Origin of the sequence: Actinokineospora auranticolor (assembly GCF_041897805.1) — a bacterium.
In the GTDB taxonomy this organism is placed as follows: Bacteria; Actinomycetota; Actinomycetes; order Mycobacteriales; family Pseudonocardiaceae; genus Actinokineospora; species Actinokineospora auranticolor.
On the sequence record NZ_CP154825.1, the window covers coordinates 2,371,087 to 2,389,693 of the forward strand.

Below are 18,607 nucleotides of genomic sequence, written 5' to 3' on the forward strand. Positions count from 1 at the left end.
GCGGGTGGCCCGCCCGCCCGTCGGGCGGGCCACCGACCGGCGGGTCAGGGGAACGGGTGCGGCACGCGGCGGATCTCCCGGGCCGCGGCGCGCAGGCGGGGCATCGTCAGCGCGCGCTGGCGGGCCCAGCCGAAGTCGATCGGCAGCAGCCCGGGCACGATCACGCACACCGTGCGCAGCCCCAGTCCCAGCTGTTCCGGCGTGGTCTGGTCCACTACGACCACGTCGAACCCGGCCTCCGCCAACAACCCGAGCACGAACCGGATGTCCTCGACCAGGTCGAGCGCCCCCGGCCGCAGCGCGGCCCAGTCCCGGTAGGCCTCGGCCACCGCCAGCGTCGCCACCGGCTCCAGGTACGTGCGGGAATGACCCAGCATGCTCGGCAACCCGTGCAGCCGCGCGTGGTCGGGCAGCGTGACGACCTTCGAGTAGTCCACCGACATCTCGCGCAGTTCGTCGGCGTACTCCGTTACCTGGCGCGGTAGGTGCGGGATGTAGGTCAGCACTTCCGACAGCGCGGCCTCCAACGCGGTCTCCGGGTCCAGGCTCGCCCCCGCCGCGAAGGACAGCGCGCCCGGCCCGCCGTCGCGCCGGACCGCCAGCCCGGTCACCACCGGCACCGGCAGGTCGCTGCGGGTGTCGAACGCGTGCACGTCGTAGCCGTGCAGCGCCGCGCGCCGCACCATCGCCCGCACCGCCGTGCCGCGCGCGCTCGACAGGTCCAGTTCGATCACGGGCGCGTTGCCGTACCAGGACAGCAGGAACGCGTCGCGCTCCAGCAGTTCCAGCAGCCCGGCGAGGACCGCCTCCTCCAGGCTCCCGCCGATCGCGCAGCCGTTGGAGCACTCGAACACGAAGTTGTCCGCCGCGCTGCCCGCGCTGTAGTGGCTCAACCGCGACGGCACCAGCACCGGCCGCTCGTCGCGCAGCGAGTACCCGCGCTCCCAGGGGATCTCCCGCGCCGGGTCGAACGGCGCGACCATCGGGTCGGTCGCGTAGGTCTCGTCCGAGTACACCCCGCACGTCCGCGGGTCGAGCGCATCCGCGCCCAGGTCGTCGTACGCGGCGACCACCAGCCCGTCGCGCCACCGCCGGTGCGTGCCCGCGTAGCGCTCCAGGCCCTCCAGGAACGCCAGGTCCCGGCTGAGCCCGTACGAGTCCGCCTGCCCGCTCCAGGACACCTCGTTGAGGCCCGCGTACCCGCGCACCAACGCGGTTCCCGCGGCGGGCGCCGTCGTCGGCGACGTCACGTCCAACGACACCACCGGCCCCAGCACGCCGCACACCGGGTTGGCCAACGAGTTCGCGGGCAGGGCGTACGACCCCGGTTCCCGCAGTCGGAAGGTGTCCCGGTCCGGTTTCACCCGTGGGCGCAGCCGGTAGTCCGGCCACCCGCCCGACGTCGGTCCGCAGTGCGGGCACAGCGGCTCGGGCAGCAGGGACACCGTATGGACGGCCAAAGTGGACAGTGCGAGCCGCGATACCCGGGACGTCCCGGTATCGGGCTCACCGTACCCGCGCCGGTACAACGCCCAGACGGCGTCGACGACGTACTCGGGCAGCAGCGGCCATTCGGCACCGCCCCGCACGCCATGACCCGTCTCGACGGCCTCCCGCTCCGCGCGCGTCCGCAGCCGCTGCCACCGGATCGCCAGGCACAGCCCACAGCCCGCGCCCCGCGGTCCGACCAGTACGGAGTCACCGGTCAGGTGCACGTTCGCCGCCGCCACCGCCGCCACCGCGGCGGTCTCCAAAGCCGTCGCGTTCCGCACGCCCAACGCGGTCACCACCGGAGCCGGGCCGACCGGGTCCGCCGCGTGCCGGGTGCCGAGGGCGCGCTGGAGCAGGCGCCGGGCCCGCGCGAGCGGGGCGGGCGCCGGTGTCGTGGTCGTCATGTGTCGTTGCTCCAGCGGAACACGCGCAGGGCCACGGCGGCGAACAGCAGGGAGAAGCCGCCGAGCGCGGCGGCGGCCACGGCCACCTCGGTGAGGTCGCCCCGGCCCGCCAGCGACGCGGCGGCGCCGTCGTTGAGGTAGCGCAGGGGCAGCGCCCGCGAGATCGCGGCCAGCCACGGCGGCATCATGTCCACCGGGAAGAACGACCCCGAGACGAACGCCATCGGCAGCATCACGCAGTTGGCCACCGCCGCCACACCCTCCGGCGTGTTCGCCACCGACCCGACGATCATCCCGATCGCCAGGAAGGCCACGATCGCCAGCAGCAGCAACGGGATCAGCAGCGGCCAGGACCCGGCCAACCGCAGCCCCAGGAACGGCAGCAGCGCCACGCCGACGAACAGCAGCGTCTGCAGCAGGCCCATCACCACGGCCAGCGCGTACCGGGAGGCCAGCACCGACAGCAGCGGCGTCGGGGTCATCCGGATCAGCCGCAGGATGTCGTCGTTGCGCCACTGCATCAGGGTGAACGCCACCCCGAACACCGCCGCGTTCGCCACACCCCAGGACAGCACCCCGGGGGCGATGTAGTCGATGTAGCCGCGTCCGGTCTCCTCGACCCGCTGGCCCGAGAAGATCACGCCGAACACCACGAGGAACACCAGGGGGAACGCGAAGGTGAAGAACACCGTCGTCAGATCCCGCCCCGCGGCGCGGATCCCCGCGCCGGTCAGCGCGCCGTACCCGCGCATCAGGCCTCCGCCCCGGTCAGCCGCAGGTACACGTCCTCCAGGTCAGCGGTGCGCGTCTGCACGCCCGCCAGCCCGATCAGGTCGTCCAGCGCGGACAGCACCCGCGCCGTGGCCATGGTTTCCAGCACCACCGCGCCACCGCTGACCGACACCCGGTCCACGCCGTCGATGCCCGCCGCCCGCTCCGGTGTGATCCGGTCCTCCGGCACCAGCACCCTGGTCGGCAGTCCCGCGCCGCCCACGAGGTTCACCGGCGTGTCCAAGGCCACCACCCGGCCCGCCACGACGATCGCCACCCGGTCGCACAGCGCCTCGGCCTCGTCGAGGTGGTGGGTGGTGTAGACGATGGTGCGGCCCGCGCCCTTCAACTCGCGCAGCACCCGCCACAGGTCCCGGCGGGCCTGCGGGTCCAGCGCCGCGGTCGGCTCGTCCAGGAAGATCAGTTCCGGCTCGTGCGCCAGCGCGGACGCGATCGCCAACCGCTGCCGCTGGCCGCCGGAGAGCTTCTCCACCCGCCGGTCCGCGTGCTCGGTCAGGCCGACCAGCGCCAGCCCGTGGTCCGCGGCCCGCGCCGCGGGCACGCCGTAGAGCCGCGCCACCGTCTCCAGGTGCTCCCGCGCGGTCAACCGGGCGAAGAACGCCGACTTCTGCGTCTGCACGCCCAACCGGGGCAGCAACGCCACGTCCCGGGGCACCGGCGGGTGCCCGAGCACCGACACGGCGCCCGAGTCCGCGACCCGCAGCCCCTCCATGATCTCGATCAGCGTCGTCTTGCCCGCCCCGTTGGGGCCGAGCACGCCGAAGAACTCACCCCGCCGCACCCGCAGCGAGATCCCGTCGACCGCGCGCACCGTGCCGTACCGCTTGCGCACGTCCGACAGCACCAACGCCGCGTCCGGCTCCGCCGGTCCGCTCATCCGTTCCCCCTCGGTCCACTGGGGCGCGCCGCGCCCGCCCGCCGCGCCCTGACCCACCGCGTGATCGAACCCGCGAGCAGGAACAGCAGCAGCGCAACGGGAACGGCGACGGCGAGCGCCCCGATCCGTTGTCCCCACAGCAGGTGGCTGACCACCACGAGCCCCACGCCCAACCCGCCCACCACCAGCACCGCCCCGACGCCGTAGGCGGCGTAGGCGCCCCGGCTCGCCCGGGGGTAGTGCGCCACCGACCGCCCGCGCCGGGCAAGCGACCCGAGGAACCGGGCGCTCTCCGCCGCGAGGTCGATCATCCCCAGCGCGTGGCTGACCATCTTGTAGCCGTCGAGCGGGGGCAGTGGGACCAGGTTGCTCAACCCCTGGAGGCTACCGAGTAGCAGCAACGCCGACAACGCCTGCCGCGTCGGTGATCCGGTGGGCTGCGCGCACCAGGCCACGACGAACGGTAGCAGCAGCACCAGGTTCACCGCGGGCCCGGCCGCGGCGGCCAGCACGCGGTCGCGGCGGCGGAGGAGGAAGAGGTAGTTGTCCACGCGGCAGTACATGATGGCCACCGGCAACCGCCACTTCAGCCCGATCTCCCCGACCCGACCGCCGCGCGCGTGTGCCACCACCCCGTGCCCGATCTCGTGCGCGGTGACCGCGAACCACAGCAGGACCACGACCAGCACCAGGTCGAGGGGCCTGCCGAACACGGCACCGGTGTCCGCGACGAGCTCGGGCACCCGGGTGGCGAGCACGACCTGCGCGGCCACCGCCGCCAGCAGCAGCGGCACCGCGACCCACGGGCGCAGCAGCGGGCCGAGCAACCGCAGGACCCGGCCGACGAACACGTCCGGGTCCCGCACCAGCAGTACCTTGCCGCGCAACACCGTCGACCGCGCCTCGGTCCGGGTGGACCGGTCCACCGCGACCGCGCTTCCCTGACCCGCCAACAACTCGCGGGCACCGAGCAGGCGCAGCAGCTGGGTCCAGCCCACCGGGTCGAGCCTGCGCTCGAACCGCCGCGCGTACTCGGCGCCGATCTCGGCCAGCGTGCGCGTCCCGTCCAGCCTGCTGATCAGGAAGTGCTCCTTCGGCCCCACCTCGAAGCTCCGCTCGCCGTCCGGGTGCCGGATCAGGTGCACCACCACCGGACCCCGGATCAGCGCCGGGCTCAGCTCCGTGCCCGCCCGCAGCGCGGGCCGGGCGTCGAGGAAGGCGGCGGCGGTCACACCGCGCTCCCCACCCGCACCGCCCGCGCCAGCGCGTACGACAGGTACGCCTCGTCGCGGATGGTGGCGTTGAGCCGGTTGTTGGTCATGTGCAGGTACGGCGACAGCAGCCGCTGCAGGGCGTCGGCCGGGTCGGTCACCACCTCGTCGGCGGTGCCGTCCCACGACCGGAACTCCAGCGCGCCCCGCACGGCCGCCGAGACCACCGCCGCGCGCAGCCGCCGGGCGTGCGCGGCCCAGGTGTCCAGCGGCGCGGGCAGCCGGTCGGCGCGGTCCCCGGTGAGCGCGTCGAGCACCCGCGCGGACCGCGCGGGCAGGGCCTCCGCGCTGCGGTCGTAGGCGCGGGCGTACTCGTCGGTGCCGATCAGGTCCGTCCCCGCGAACGCCCGGTGCCAGAACACGTGGTAGCGGTCGAAGTACTCGGCGAGTTCGCCGCGGTCGGGCAGGAACGTGCCCGCCAGCACCAGCATCAGCTGGGCGCACAGCCCCAGCTGGACCGACCGCAGGTGCAGGTTCATCCCGGCCAGCGCGTCGATCACCAGGTCGGTGGAGTGCCGGAAGTGCCACTCCGCGAGGTCGACCCCCGCCAGTCCGCCGTACTTGCCGTACTCCGGCTCGTACGGCTCGAAGCTGTGGCTGTTGTTGGGCCGCAGTACCATCCGCCCGTCGGGCCCGGTGAACCGCGCCCGCTCGGCACCGGAGAACTCGAGGGCGAACAGCGTGTCGTACAACTCGTGCAGGAACCCGCTGTCGACCTCGTACAGCGCGGGTCGGGCGCGCAGGAACGCCGACACCGCCTCGGCCATCCGCGTCCGCACCGGTTCGACCGCCGCGTCGGACGCGGGCCGCACCCGGACCCGCACGTGCGGCCCCTCCAACCAGTAGTTGATGAAGAAGTGCCCGGTCGACAGCCCGTCCGCGGCCAACTCGGCGAACAGCGGCCGCACGCAGTTGAGCAGCAGCGGCCGGGGGTTGGCGGCGTAGAACACGTGCAGCGCCTGCCACGGCCCGGGTTGTTCGGCGGCGGTGGTCATCGGTCCCCCTCCTCGCGGTGGATCGGGTGCGTCTCCACGGCGATCTCCGCGACGTGGCCGCCGCGCGCGGAGACCACGTGCGTCTCGTCCGCGTCGGGCAGCGCCTCGGTCAGCACCACCCGGTCGCCCGGGTCGGTGATCAGCGCTTCCAGTGCCAGCAGCGACAACTGGCTGTCGAAGTCGACGTACTGCGGCTTCGACGTGACCGGGCCGCGCGCGCTCGCGCCGGTCACGGTGGCGAACACCCGTTCCGGCACGCCGTGCGCGCGCCGCCAGCGGTGCCAGGCGAGCAGCCACTCCGGGTCGCCCGCTCCGGGGGCGCGCAGCGGCAGCGCCCCGGCCGTGGTCTCCCACGCGCGGCGGGCCAGCACGAGCGGACCCAGCCGCAGCCGCGGCCGGCGGGCGACCCCGTCGACCGCGGTCGCGGGCACCCCGCCCCAGGGGTCCAGGCGGGCCAGCGACGCGGGGGAGAGCAGCAGCAGGGTCCGCGCGATCTCCGGCAGCGCCAGCGGCACCAGGTAGCCCAGGTACACCGGGATCACCTCCCGGCCCAGCCGGTTCGACCGCAGCACCAGCCGGTCCGCCTCGGCGTCGTGCGCGACCACGAGGTCCGCCAACGGGATGCGGTGCTCCGCGTCGACCGTGCTCACCTCGCCGGGCACCACGATCTGGTACGGCGTGAGCCGCCCGTGCAGGTTGAGGTTCGTCGTCACCTGACCGCCGGTCACCTCCGCGAACACCGCGCCCGGCGGTTGCAGCCGCCGCGCGGTCCGCAGCAGGGTCCCGGCGAGGTCGTCGTCGGGGAAGCAGTGGGTGAACCGGCTGAACGGGAAGAACAGGCCGCCGTAGGACTGGTTGACCACCGCCACCGTCCCCGGCCCGCGCTCGGCCACCTGCAGGAAGTGGCTGTAGGGCTGGAAGTCCACGCCGGTCGGGGGCAGCGCCGCGGCCACCGCGTCGACGAGGTCGCCGTCCAGCTCGACCTCGACCGCGCCCGGGCCCGCCGCGTCGGCCAGCGCCCGGATCCGCGCGGTGAACACCCGGCGCGCCGAGTCCAGCGCGACCAGCGCGGGCAGTCCGAGCCAGTTGGTCTCGGGGACGTACTCGCCGTCGGCGTCGAAGGCCTGCCGCGCGGCGGCGAAGCGGGTGTACTGGTTGTAGAAGTCCTCGTGGAACTCGTGCACCAGGCCCAGCACGTCCGCGCACCGACCGCCCCGGCCGTGTCGGGCCACGAAGTACCCCAGCAGCGTCAGCCGCTGCGCCACCACCAGGTCGAACGCGGGCAGGAGCCTGCGCAGCTGCCGCAGCGGCTCCTCGACGAGCTCGGCCCAGTCCGCCCGCGCGGTGGCGGGCGCGCCCGCCCGGACGTCCTCGTACACCACGGTCCGCGGCAGCCCGACCCGCTCGCCGCCCAGCCCGTCGAGCACCGCCCGCAGGTCCCGGCGCAGCGCCGCCAGCAGCTCGCGGCGCAGCTCGACACCGGCGCCGGGGAACCGCCGCAGGTGCTCGGCGGGCCCGCCGAGCGCGTCGGCCAACTCGCGAGCCCACGGCCGGTCGACCGCCACCAGCGCGTCGCGGAAGCGGGCCAGCGGGTCGGCGGTGTGCGCGTCGGTGTCGAGCACCGGCACCCGCAGCAGCCCCAGCCGCACCAGCGCGTCGAGGTAGCGGTCGCACTCGTCGGCCGGAACGCCGAGGTCCTCGGCCAGCCAGGCCACCAGGTCCCGGTAGCGGTGCGGGCCGGTCGCCTGCGCGAACACGCCGAGCAGCCGGTCCAACGCGCCGCTCCGGCGCAGGTAGAACAGCTTGTCCGACACCGCGTCGAAGGTGACGGCCGCGTCGGCGTCGCCCGTGGTCACCCAACGCCGCACGTACCGGACCCGGTCGGGGTCGCGGGCGAAGTCCGGGGTGGGGGCCACCGGCAGGTCGCCGCGGCGGTCCGGGTCGGCGAGCAGCAGGTCGGTCAGCCGGGCCAGCACCACCACGTTCAGCCGGACGTGGCCCACCCAGTCCTCGCCCGCGGGCAGGGACCGGCCGGTGCGCGGGCCGGTGTCGAACCGGCCGAGCGCGACCCCGGTGAACGTGCTGAACGGGCTGGTCTTCGCCGCCGACCGGTACAGGTACGACAGCAGCGACCGCTCGATCCGCCGGGTCCGCTTGTCCGGCTTCCCGGGTCGGTCGGCCAGGTAGCCGTCGAGCTGGCCGTCCAGGGTCGGTGAGGCCAGCAGCATCCCGGCGCGCAGGCGCGGCTCGGTCGCCAGCGCGCGCAGCGCGGTCCGGGACCTGGCCAGGTCGGCGGCGACCGGTCGGGTGCCCGCGGCGAGCAGGTCGACCAGCGCCCGCCTGCGCCGCGTCCAGTGCGCCACCCGGTCGCCCAGGGCGGGGTCCAGCGACCCGACCACCGCGCCCGGGTCGCCGACCGGGACGCGGTTGTTGAACAGGTCCCTGCGGAGGCGCAGCAGCGCGCGGCGAGTGCCGTCGTCGGCGGCGTGCACCACGTCGTGCACCGCGTCGCTGAGCTCCCGCCCCTCGGCGGTCAGGTCCTCCTCGGCGCGCAGCACGGCGTCGACCCACCGCCTGCTCGTCGGGCACCGCAGGTCGCGCAGCGCGGCCAGCGGCAGACCCGCGACGCGCACCACGAAGTGCTCGCCCAGTCGCGCGGTCGGTTCGGCGGCCACAGCCACCTCGGGGGGAACGGTGTCTCGATCGATCATCGGCTCAGGCGATCTCGTGCCGGAAGTCCGCCGGTCGCGCGCTGTCCCGCCCGACCAGCATGAGCAGCAGCGGCAGCTCACCGGATCCCGCCAACCCGAGCTCCTCCACGTAGGACACGTTGTCGAACCCCAGCGCGACGCCGCAGCCGAGGTCGAGCGCGGCCGCGGTGGTGTAGGTGCTCTGCGAGATGGCCCCGATGAGCGCGTTCACCAGCCGGTAGCCGCGCGGCCCGACGGCGTCGAGCACGGCGGCCGTCCGGGCGGCGGGGACCAGCACCGCGGCGCACCGCTCCAGGTTGTAGTTGGCCAGGAAGTAGTTGCGCTGCAAGAACTCCCCGGGTGCCCCGGGGCGCACTTCGCGCAGCGCGTTCGTGGCGGGCGCGTACTCGTAGACGCCCGCGGCGACACCGTGCACGTGGTTGACGAAGACGTACAGCTTCGCCAGCGCCGGGGGAGTGGCGCCGGTTTCCGCGTCGCTGTCCAGCGCGGTGCCCGCCGCGGCGGCGAGCAGCGCGGCGAGCTGCCCGGCCCCGATCGGCCTGCCGTCGAACCGGCCGAAGCTGCTGCGCCTGCGGCGCAGCGCGGCCCGCACGTCCGGGTCGGTCGACTCGGGGTCGGGCAGCGGGTGCCACCGCGCGCCGGGGTCGGCCGGTGCCACGGCACCCGCGGCGACGGCCCCCGGTGCGGGGCGTTCGGTGGCTACCCGGGCCGCCTCCACCTGCAGGGTGGTGACGGTCTCGAACTCCAGCACCCGGCGCGACTTCTCCAGGTCGGCGTGCCGCACCGCGGCCGCCGCCCCGGCGGTGGCGGGCAGCGGGTCGCCCCACCGCAGCGGCACGACCGCGAACACGCCCTCCGCGCGGTTGTCGATGCCGAGCAGGTCGGCGAGCCGCGCCTCGTCGAACCACAGCAGCGGCGCGATCCGCAGCCCCGCCGCCGCGGCCCACAGCCGCCACGTCCGCACCACCGTGCCGACGTCCATGGACACCGCGTGGTAGCAGAAGCTGTTGTACTTGAACGCGTTCTGCCAGTACTTCACGCCGAGCACCAGGTACTGGTCCACGCCGTCGGTCCGCTCCGGCGCGGCCAGCGCGGCGGCCACCTCCGCCGACACGTCACCGGCCAGCAGCCGGTGCGCCGCGTGCCCGCCCGGCGCGTAGTGGTAGACCCCCGGCAGCACCGGACCGGCCGCACCGCTCACCCAGTAGATCGACACCGGGTACAGGCCGCCGCCGGACGCGGTGCCCCGCGACCAGCCGCCGTGCTGGTAGCGCGGCAGCGACCCCAGGTCCTCGTTGGCGTGCACGCCCAGCCTGCGGCCCAGCAGCCCGTAGGAGTCGCGCAGCATGCCGCCCAGCAGCGGCAGGGTGAACCGGCCGTCGGGCGCGGGCGCCGGGGCCGCGTCCGGCAGCGGGAACGCCGCGCTGCCCGGGTAGGTCTTCCACTTGCGCGGCCGGTCCGACCAGTCGGGGGTGAACCCGACCGGCGCCATCGGCTCGCGCCCGCGGCGCAGCACCGCGGCGGCGTACTCGTGGGCGAAGCTCATCGCCTGCTCCTTGGTTCCGGGACGGTCAGGGGAACGGGTGCGGTGCCGGGGTCAGCTCGTCCGGCCGCAGGTCGCGGTCGAGCAGCCCGGCCGCGCGGGGCGCGGTGCGGGTGCGGGCCATCGTCCTGGCCCGCTGCCTGCGCCAGCCGAAGTCCAGCGGCAGCAACCCGGGCACCAGCACGCTCGCGGTGCGCAGCCCGAACCGCTCCTGCTCCGGGCTGGTCTGGTCCACCGCGATCACGTCGAAGCCGTGCGCGGTGACCTCGTCGACGCACCGGGCGAGGTCGGTCCGCAGGTCGTCGGCCAACCGGGGCGCGCCGAACGCGGCCGACAGTTCGGTCGGCGGGGCGTCGGTGTCGAGCAGGAACCGGGCGTGCCGGGTCATCTCCGGCAGCCCGTAGAGGAACGGGTGGTCGTGCAGCGAGACCACGAGGTCGAAGTCGTCGGCCAGCCGCCGCAGCCGCGGCTGGTTGCGCCGGGTGCGGCCGGGCAGGTTCACCGAGTCCGTCGCGATCTCGCGCAGCGCGGCGCCCAGCGCCCGCGCCGGGTCCAGGCTCGCGCCCGCCCCGCAGCACAGCGCGCCCAACCCGCCGTCCGCGCGGGTGGCCACCGCGGTCACCACGGGGATGTCGAAGGTGATCCGGGTGTCGAAGAACCGGGCCCGGTAGCCGTACATCGCCATCCGCTCGACCATGAGCCGGTCCCCGGTGGCCGCGGACCCGTCGACGCGCAGCTCCGGCAGGGACAACCCGCCGTACCAGGCGAGGAGGAACGCGTCGCGCTCCACCACCTCCAGCAGTCCGAAGTAGACGGCCTCGGTGAGGCTCGACCCGGACGCGCACCCGTTGGAGCTCTCCTGCACGAACCGCTCCGCCGGGTCCCGGCTGTGGTAGTAGGTCAGCACCTCCGGCACCAGGACCGGCCGCTCGTCGCGCAGCGAGTAGCCCCACACCCAGGGGATCGGCCGGTCCGGGGTGAACGGCGCCACGCCGGGTTCGCCGTCGTGGAAGGCGTCCGCGTACAGCCCGCACTCGGCGGGGTCCAGCGCCGCGCCGCCCAACGCGGCCAGGGTGTCGACCACGACGGTCCGCTTGGCCCGCGGCCGCATCCCGGCGTGCCGCTCCAGCCCCTCCAGCACGCCCACCCGGGCGCTGGCCGCGTAGTCGTCCTCGTGCCCGCCCCAGTAGGTCTCGCGCAGCTTGTGCGTGGCGCGCAGGGTGAAGTGCCCGGTCACCGGCGACGTCGTCGGCGAGGAGACGTCGAACTCCAGCGCCGTGCCCAGCGCCCCGGTCACCGGGTTGATGAACGCCGCGGCGGGCACCCCGATGTCCGCGGCCCGCCGGGTCCGGAACACCCCCGGCCCCGGCTTGGGCGCCCGCTCCCACTCCGGCGCCGCGGGGGCGTCGGCGCGCCGGTCGCCGCAGCGCGGGCACTCCGGGTCCGGCACCAGCGGGTACCGGCGCACGGACATGGCAGCCGGGTCGACCAGGTACACCACCGGGTAGGGCTCCGCGGCCGCCCGACCGGCCTCGTGCGCGGCCGCGACGGCGGCGGCCAGGTCGGCGGTGAACGGCAGGGCGTGCGGTGACGTCCCCGGCGCCGCCGTCGGCCCACCCAGTTCCAGCGCGTCGCGCAGCGGCACCGGTCGGGTCGCCTGCCAGCGCCGTGCCAGGCACCGGGCGCAGGCCCCGGGCGCGTCGGGGAACGGGCCGACGACCACCTGGTCGCCGTAGAGGTGCACCGGGACCGCGCCCGGCTCCCGCTCGTCGCCGTCCCCGTCGTCGATCGCGTCCCGCAGGCCGAGGGCGCGCACGGCGAACGCCCGGCTCCCGGTGGGCAGCAGCTCGGCGAAACCGGCGGTGACCTGGTGCGCGGTGTCCCCGTGGTCAGCCACCGGTGGCACCGCCGGTCAGCAGCACCCGCGCCACGTGCACGCCACCCGCCGCCAGGTCGGGCGCGGGCCGGGGCACCAGCAGCGGGTCGACACCCCGCGCGCGGAGCCCGTCGTGCAGCGCCGCCCAGGTGGTCGCGGAGGTGACGGGCGCGTCGGCCTCGCCGTCGACCGCCACGGTCTCGGGGGCCAGGTCGGCCACCAGCGGGTCACCGAGGTCGACGGGCGCACCGGTCTCCGCCTTGAGCTGCACCTGGCCGAGCACGTCGCACAGCGCCCGCACCGCCGCCGCGTCCCACGACAGGTCCGCCGCCACCGCCCACACCGGCTCCCCGTCCGCCGCGCGCGCCCGGGCGAACAGCACCGGGACCGCGCCGTCCGGGGCGAGGTCGAGCAGTTCCAGGTCCGCGTCGAGCAGGTCGACCGCGCGCAGCAGGAACGTCAGTTCCGGGCTCGCGCCGTCCTCCGGCACCCGCACCCGGAGGACGGCTGCGGTACCGCGCAGCGCGCCCCGGAGCGCGCGGAAACCCAACGCGGACAACAACCCCCGCCCGGCCGCCTCGGCGGGGGACCGGCCCGCGCCCACACCGGCCGAGGTCGGTTCGACGAGCCGGTCGTGGTTGGCGGGCCCGAACGGGTGCGCCGCCGCGGTCGGCACGAGCACGGTTTCCTTGGTCAGCAGGGACACCGCGGCCGTCCACCCCGTCACCTCGCCGGGCAGACCGGTCGCGGTGTCCAGCCCGCCGAGCCCGACCGCCGCCCCCTCCGCCCGCGCGGCCGGAGGGGGAGCGGCCACGTGGTCGACGTAGACCGCGCCCGCCGCGTCGAGCACCCGCAGCCGCGCCCCGGCCAGGTGGTGCGGGTCGAACGCGGTGACCCGCCGGGGCGCGCCGTGCCCCAAGGGCAGCACCACGGTCGCGACCTTGAGGGGGTTCTGGGTGTGGGACTCGTCGGCGAACGCGGTGACCACGCCCGCGTTGGGCTGCACCAGGCGCATCCGGTCGTTGAGCTCGGCCACCAGGTCGTCGGCGTCCCGCGCGGTCACCGCGGGCGGGATCGGCCGGGTGGTCAGCAGCGAGACGGTCAGATCGGGCGCGGGCTCGGCGGTCTGGGCGCAGCGGGGGCAGCGCGGGTGTGGCAGCAGCGGCTCGGTCGCCACGTCCAGGGTGGCGGTGTCCTGCACCACCACCTGGCCGTCGGTCTCCGCGGGCAGCGCCTGCGTGCGCAGCCGGAACACCTCGTAGCCCAGCAGGTTGCCCACCATCGCGGCCAGCGGTCGGTCCGGTCGCGCGCCGGGTGCGGTGGTCCCGGTGGCGACCGCGCTCCACAGGTCGGCCGCGGCGCCGGTCGAGCCCGCGCCCAACCGCAGCGCCGCGCACGTCCAGCACCCCGCGCGGCCCGCCACCTCCAGCGGTCCGATGACCTGGCGGTCACCGAACACCCAGGCGGGCACGAACGCCTGGCCCTCGGGCACCCCCTCGGTGCTCAACGCGTGCGCGACGGCGACGTCGGTCGTCACCACCACGTCGTAGTCCGCCAGATCGGTCCACTTGGGCGCCCGCTCGACGCGGGTGCGGGCGAACGCGACCGGGCAGCCCGACTCCGCCACCTCCCCGGCCTCGGTCCGCACCTCGTCCCACGCGGCCTCCTCCGCGAACCAGGTGGAGAGCACGTGCACGCGGGAGTTCCCGTTGCGCACCAGGCTTAACGCGCACCACCGCGCCACCTCGTCCCCGCCGAGCACCACGACCCGGGTGTCGCGGAACCGGCGGAACCGCTCGTGCGCGTGGTGGGCGTAGTGGTCCACGTAGCCGATCTGCGCGGCGAACCGACGCGCGACGGGTTCGGTGAGCAGCCGCGCCCCGCTGTCGTCGGCACCCTCCGGCACGTCCCGGGCGAAGCCGCGCTCGTAGAGCAGGTCGACCACGTTCGCGACCATCGCCCGCTGCGGCTCGCCGAGACCCGCGCACAGCCGGGCGACCTCGGTGGTGCCGTCCAGGTGCGGCACCAGCAGCACGGCGAAGCGGTAGGCGTCCGCGCCCCGGACGTGGAACCCGCCCTGGGTGTTGTGGAACAGCACCCCGTCGGGCGCCGCGGTGAACAGCACGTCGCGGCGCAACCGCGGCCTGGTGCGCGCGATCCGGTCGTAGGCGGTCTCCATGGTGTGCCTTCCTCGGCTCGTTTCCGGTGCGCTCACGCGCTGTGGGGCAGGTGCGGGTGCCGCGTGGCCCGAGCCCGCAGGTGCAGGCGGTGCAGGGCGTGCATGCGGTACTCGGCGGGCGCGGTGCTCTCCAGCAGGCAGGCGTCGACCAGCCGCTCCAGCACCGCCTCGGCGGCGGCTTCGGTCGTGCCCAGCGCGCGGGCGGCGGCGGCGGGGTCGACGGGTTCGGGAACCCCGGTCGGCGCGGCCGTGCCCGCGGCCAGCGCGGTGGCCGCGGCGCGCAGGTCCGGTGCCAGCCGGTCCAGCCACGCGTCGAGCACGGCGGGCACCGACAGGTCGTCGCCGCCGGGCAGGGAGAGCGCGCGCAGCGGGTCCGCGCGCAGCCACCGGGTCCAGTCGGCCAGCCGCGCGCCCGGGCGGGATTGCAGGCGCGCGGCCACCACCCGCAGCGCCAGCGGGAAATGCCCGCACAACTCGGCTACCTCGGCCGCCGCGTCGGGCTCCGCGGCCACCCGGGCCGCGCCGAGCGCGCCGGTCAGCAGCGACACCGACTCCGCGGCGGTCAGCGGGCCCACCCGGTGCGCGAGCGCGCCGTCCCGGGCGATCAGGCCGGTGAGGCTGTCCCGGCTGGTCACGATCACCGCGCAGCCCGCGGCGGCGGCGGGCAGCGGTGGGACCTGGTCGACCCGCTCGACGTCGTCGAACACCAGCACCCGGCGCCCGGCGGTGGTCACGGGGGTGCCGGGGTCGAGCACGGCGTAGCCGTCGGGGTAGTCCGCGCGCACGAGCTGCGCGGCGTGCAGCGCCAGCGCCGTCTTCCCCGCGCCCGCCGGTCCGCTCAGCACCACGGTCAACGGGCCGTGCCGGGGCGCGGTGAGCTGCTCGACCACGGTCGCCACCAGCTCGGCGCGGCCCGCGAAGAACGCCACCGGTGTCCGGGTGCGGACCGCGGACCGCGGCCCGGTGCCGTCGAGGTCGTCACCGCGCAGGATCGCCGCCTCCAGCCTGCGCAACGGCGCGCCCGGGTCCACGCCGAGCTCGTCGCGCAGGTATCCCTTGACCCGGCGGTACTCGGCCAGCGCCTCGTCCTGGCGGCCGGTGCGGTACAGCGCCTCGACCAGCTGCTCGGAGAAGCGCTCGTACCCGGGGTGGGCGCGCGCGGTGGCCCACAGGTCGGCCAGCACGACCCGGCTGCGGCCCGCGGCCAGCTCCAGGTCGCCGACGCGTTCGACCGCGCGCAGCCGCTCGTCTTCGAGCCGGGGTACCTCGTCGTGGTGCAGCAGGTCGGAGGCGACGTTGGCCAGCGGCGGTCCCTGCCACAGCGCCAGCGCGGCGCGCAGCCACGCCAGCTCGGCCTCCGGGTCCGGTTCGGCGTCGGCGGTCCGCAGCGCGGCGCGGAACGCCAGCAGGTCCAGGGACCCGGCGTCGGCGACCAGCCGGTACCCGCCGGGGTCGGTGGCGATCGGGTTGTCGGTCACGCCGTGCGCCGGGAAGATCCGCCGCAGCCGCAGCACGCAGGTCTGCAGCGCCGCGCGGGCGCCCGCGGGTTGCCGCTCGCCCCAGATGGCACGGCGCAGGTAGTCGGTGGACACGGTCTCGTTGGCGTGCAGCAGCAGCGCCGCCAGCAGCGAGACCGGCTTGGACGGTTGCAGCACCACGGTTTCCACACCGTCGGTGACCGAGAGCAACCCGAGTACGCGGAACCGGGCTCGCCCGTCCCCCGACGAACTACCCGGTGAACCCCCGGACACCAACTCCGGGACATTCGGCGAAGCCATTTCCCCCACTATCCGAAAGTATTCCGATCGAATCGCTTTCCCGCTTCGTGACCGGCGGGCCGGTCTTCGACTTCGTCAATTTGCCGAAGACCGGCCCGCGGTTCACGGGTTATCGCTTGACCGCGACACCGCACTCGTTGGCGGGTAGGTTGCGGAATCCGTTGTTCACGATCTGCCTGCGGGCGTTGTCGCCGCAGATCCAACCGTTCGCGCCCTTGCCGTCACCGAGGAACGGGCGCAGACCGGCGGGCACACCCGCCCCGGGCCCTTCCTTGCGCACGACGTTGTAGAGGTTGTGCGCGACGATGAAGCCACCGTCGAAGTTGCCCTGCACGACCTTGCGGCGGCCGGTCTCGTCCACCGGGACATCGATGAAGAACCGGGCCGAGGAGAACGGCAGGATCGCGTTCGGGTTGCCGTCCACCGCGGTGTGGTCGTGCTCCTGCACCTCGGCGACGCACGCGCCGGGCGCGGTCAGGCCCAGCTGCTCCAGGAACAGCGCCCGGGTGCCCGAGCCCGCCTGCGGGATCTTCGGCGCGATGGTGTCGCCGGAGAGACCGGGGCGCACCGCGCTCCAGGTGGTGGCCTCGCAGTTGTAGATCCGCACCAGCTCGTCGCGGGTGACGTCCAGCGGCGCGTTGGTCGCCGGGGCGTCCACCACGTAGCGCAGGTCGTCGATCGCGAAGGGCAGGTACACCAGGTTGGCCGGGGTGTCGGCGGCCGGGCCGACCGACGAGCGGGCGAAGTCCACCGCGCGGTTGGCGCGCAGCGCGTCCACGCCCGCCACCGAGCCGTTGGGCCGCTCGATGGTCACCCCGGGCTTGATCTGCACCTGGCCGCCGGTCTGACCGGTCGCCGGGTCGCTGGCGTCGAAGGACGCCACCCGGCGGGCCGCGCCGGTGTCGTAGTTGTAGAGGGCCGAGAGGTCGTTGAGGACCGTCTGCGTGGTGTCCGAGCCGACGCCGACCAGGTCGGTCCAGCGCGGCGTGACGCCGGGGTCGGCGGTGGCCGTGGAAGCCAGGGCGGCGGTGGCCAGCACGGCCGCCCCGATCGCGGTCAGCCCGCGGCGTACGAAGGACGAGCGCATTCGACACTGCTCCTTGTCTTGGGTGGTGTCTATCGGATTTGCACGGCATGGGTGCGTCGAGTCGCTATTTCGCGCACGGCGAATCCACTGCTGCCAAGGTTGAAAGACCGCTACTCGTCTGCCCCCAGAAACGCGCCGGTATCACCGGCGCGGGCACGGTACCCCGTGCCTGGTGCCACGTTAGCCGATCCGCACTCGGGTTGTCTGTGTTTAACGTGCCGATGATCGGGGAAGAATTTGTTTTGCCGGTCGGGTTCGCGCGCGGCGTGTTCGACTGCTGAATTTCCACAGTCGAACACGTCTTTCCGCTGCGCCGGAAGGACCGTGGCGGTCGCGGTACCAAAGAGGACCAAAGGCCCTGGTGCGTCCACTATGGACCCCTGGTCCGTCGCGCCCGCCCGGGCGCGGCTGGGTTCCAAGTGGATGGATCGGCACGGTCACCGCCGCGGTGACCGTGCAGGTGCACTCGCGGCGCCGGTGCGGGATGTGGTGAGCGCGCTGTCCCGGGGCGAACGAGTCGGGGGAGGTGGTCGGGCCGGTAGGCTGGCGCGGATGGTGGCGGGGGAGGGGTGGCGTGACAGCGGGGGTTGGGGCGCAGGGGCAGGACCTGCTGAGCGAGCTGCTGCGGCCGATCCGCCTCACCGGTGTCTTCCACAGCTGGTGGCATGCGCGGGCACCGTGGGCGGTCGAGGGGGATACCGAGCGGACCTGCGCGGTGCTGCACTACGTCGACGAGGGTGTCTGCTGGATCACCGCGGACGGAACGGCACCCGTTCGGCTGCGCGCGGGTGACCTCGCGGTGTTTCCCACCGGTGTGGCGCACCGGATGTCGGACCGGCCGGAGCGGCGCGGCGTCCCGATCGAACGCCTGCTCTCCGACCGCGCCCCCGGCTCGTCCGAGCACATCACCCTGGGCGGGGACGGGGAGCCGAGCCGAATCCTGTGCGCGGGGTTGCACTTCGACGCGGGTGTCGCCTCATCGCTTTACCGGGCGTTGCCGTGGGTGATGGTGTTGGAGGCGGCGCGGATCGCCGAGGAGCCGTTGTTGCGTGAGGTCATCGACCTGCTCCTCGGTCACCACGGTGATGGGCCCGGCGCGCAGCTGATCACGTTGCGGGTGTTCGAGATGGCGTTCGTGCTGACCCTGCGCCCGCTGCTGCAAGGCATGCTGGAGCGGCCGGAGGTGCTCGCCGCCGCGCGGCACCCGGAGATCGGTACGGCGCTGCTGATCATGTACACCCGGTTCGACGAGCCGTGGACGGTGGAGTCGCTGGCCCGCGAGGTGGGCATGTCCCGTTCGGCGTTCACCGCCTGCTTCCGCAAGCTCGTCGGTGAGGCGCCCGCGGGCCACCTGACGTCCTGCCGGATGCGCGAGGCGGCCCGGTTGCTGGCCGACGCCTCGGTTCCGCTGGGCGTGGTCTCCGCGCGGGTCGGCTACCAGAGCGTCGTGGGCTTCCACTTGGCCTTCCGCAAGTTCTTCGAGACGACCCCGGGCGAATACCGGCAGCTCCACCAGGGCTGAGTCGACTGGACGGTTGTTAAGCGACTCCGGTCGGATACTCGTTGAACCCACTCGCGGACTCGACCACGCTGGGGTCACCGG

12 protein-coding genes are annotated in these 18,607 nt (G+C 74.7%); 1 reads left to right on the forward strand and 11 read right to left on the reverse strand.

Annotation, left to right across the window (positions count from 1 at the left end; all coding sequences use genetic code 11):
- Positions 1-44: 44 nt before the first annotated feature.
- The 11 genes from V5P93_RS10955 to V5P93_RS11005 all read right to left on the reverse strand — a co-directional run bounded on the left by V5P93_RS10955 (position 45) and on the right by V5P93_RS11005 (position 17,004).
- A complete protein-coding gene (locus V5P93_RS10955; protein ID WP_104482526.1) occupies positions 45-1,895 on the reverse strand; it encodes a TOMM precursor leader peptide-binding protein in 1,851 nt (616 codons plus the stop codon).
- Positions 1,892-2,647: an ABC transporter permease gene (locus V5P93_RS10960; protein WP_104482525.1), complete on the reverse strand. Its 756-nt coding sequence runs from the start codon at positions 2,645-2,647 to the stop codon at positions 1,892-1,894. The genes V5P93_RS10955 and V5P93_RS10960 overlap by 4 nt, the downstream gene beginning before the upstream one ends.
- Positions 2,647-3,564 (reverse strand): ABC transporter ATP-binding protein, encoded by a 918-nt coding sequence (locus V5P93_RS10965; protein WP_104482547.1) that lies wholly within the window; start codon positions 3,562-3,564, stop codon positions 2,647-2,649. The genes V5P93_RS10960 and V5P93_RS10965 overlap by 1 nt, the downstream gene beginning before the upstream one ends.
- Positions 3,561-4,796, reverse strand: a complete 1,236-nt coding sequence (locus tag V5P93_RS10970) for a M50 family metallopeptidase (protein ID WP_181043842.1) — start codon at positions 4,794-4,796, stop codon at positions 3,561-3,563. Before V5P93_RS10970 ends, V5P93_RS10965 begins: the two co-directional genes overlap by 4 nt.
- Positions 4,793-5,830, reverse strand: a complete 1,038-nt coding sequence (locus tag V5P93_RS10975; RefSeq protein WP_104482524.1) for a lantibiotic dehydratase C-terminal domain-containing protein — start codon at positions 5,828-5,830, stop codon at positions 4,793-4,795. The genes V5P93_RS10970 and V5P93_RS10975 overlap by 4 nt, the downstream gene beginning before the upstream one ends.
- The gene (locus V5P93_RS10980) at positions 5,827-8,541 is read right to left on the reverse strand and encodes a lantibiotic dehydratase (RefSeq protein WP_104482523.1); all 2,715 of its coding nucleotides are present in this window, start codon (positions 8,539-8,541) and stop codon (positions 5,827-5,829) included. The genes V5P93_RS10975 and V5P93_RS10980 overlap by 4 nt, the downstream gene beginning before the upstream one ends.
- A 4-nt stretch (positions 8,542-8,545) precedes the next feature.
- Positions 8,546-10,087 (reverse strand): SagB family peptide dehydrogenase, encoded by a 1,542-nt coding sequence (locus V5P93_RS10985; protein WP_104482522.1) that lies wholly within the window; start codon positions 10,085-10,087, stop codon positions 8,546-8,548.
- Between the two features lie 25 nt (positions 10,088-10,112).
- The gene (locus V5P93_RS10990) at positions 10,113-11,981 is read right to left on the reverse strand and encodes a TOMM precursor leader peptide-binding protein (protein ID WP_219824161.1); all 1,869 of its coding nucleotides are present in this window, start codon (positions 11,979-11,981) and stop codon (positions 10,113-10,115) included.
- A complete protein-coding gene (locus tag V5P93_RS10995; protein ID WP_219824160.1) occupies positions 11,974-14,139 on the reverse strand; it encodes a TOMM precursor leader peptide-binding protein in 2,166 nt (721 codons plus the stop codon). Before V5P93_RS10995 ends, V5P93_RS10990 begins: the two co-directional genes overlap by 8 nt.
- A 32-nt stretch (positions 14,140-14,171) precedes the next feature.
- Entirely contained in the window at positions 14,172-15,917 is a 1,746-nt protein-coding gene (locus V5P93_RS11000) for an AfsR/SARP family transcriptional regulator (protein WP_219824159.1), read from the reverse strand.
- Between the two features lie 109 nt (positions 15,918-16,026).
- Positions 16,027-17,004, reverse strand: coding sequence for a PstS family phosphate ABC transporter substrate-binding protein (locus V5P93_RS11005; RefSeq protein WP_104482521.1), 978 nt, complete (start codon positions 17,002-17,004; stop codon positions 16,027-16,029).
- 574 nt (positions 17,005-17,578) lie between these two features.
- Between V5P93_RS11005 and V5P93_RS11010 the strand changes: the two genes are divergently transcribed.
- Entirely contained in the window at positions 17,579-18,526 is a 948-nt protein-coding gene (locus V5P93_RS11010; RefSeq protein ID WP_104482520.1) for an AraC family transcriptional regulator, read from the forward strand.
- Positions 18,527-18,607 lie beyond the last annotated feature (81 nt).

Coding starts and splice junctions, on each gene's coding strand:
- V5P93_RS10995 (WP_219824160.1), bottom strand. CDS start 14,139: ATGGAGACCGCCTACGACCGGATCGCGCGCACCAGGCCGCGGTTGCGC.
- V5P93_RS10985 (WP_104482522.1), bottom strand. CDS start 10,087: ATGAGCTTCGCCCACGAGTACGCCGCCGCGGTGCTGCGCCGCGGGCGC.
- V5P93_RS10975 (WP_104482524.1), bottom strand. CDS start 5,830: ATGACCACCGCCGCCGAACAACCCGGGCCGTGGCAGGCGCTGCACGTG.
- V5P93_RS11005 (WP_104482521.1), bottom strand. CDS start 17,004: ATGCGCTCGTCCTTCGTACGCCGCGGGCTGACCGCGATCGGGGCGGCC.
- V5P93_RS10960 (WP_104482525.1), bottom strand. CDS start 2,647: ATGCGCGGGTACGGCGCGCTGACCGGCGCGGGGATCCGCGCCGCGGGG.
- V5P93_RS10955 (WP_104482526.1), bottom strand. CDS start 1,895: ATGACGACCACGACACCGGCGCCCGCCCCGCTCGCGCGGGCCCGGCGC.
- V5P93_RS11000 (WP_219824159.1), bottom strand. CDS start 15,917: ATGGCTTCGCCGAATGTCCCGGAGTTGGTGTCCGGGGGTTCACCGGGT.
- V5P93_RS10965 (WP_104482547.1), bottom strand. CDS start 3,564: ATGAGCGGACCGGCGGAGCCGGACGCGGCGTTGGTGCTGTCGGACGTG.
- V5P93_RS10980 (WP_104482523.1), bottom strand. CDS start 8,541: ATGATCGATCGAGACACCGTTCCCCCCGAGGTGGCTGTGGCCGCCGAA.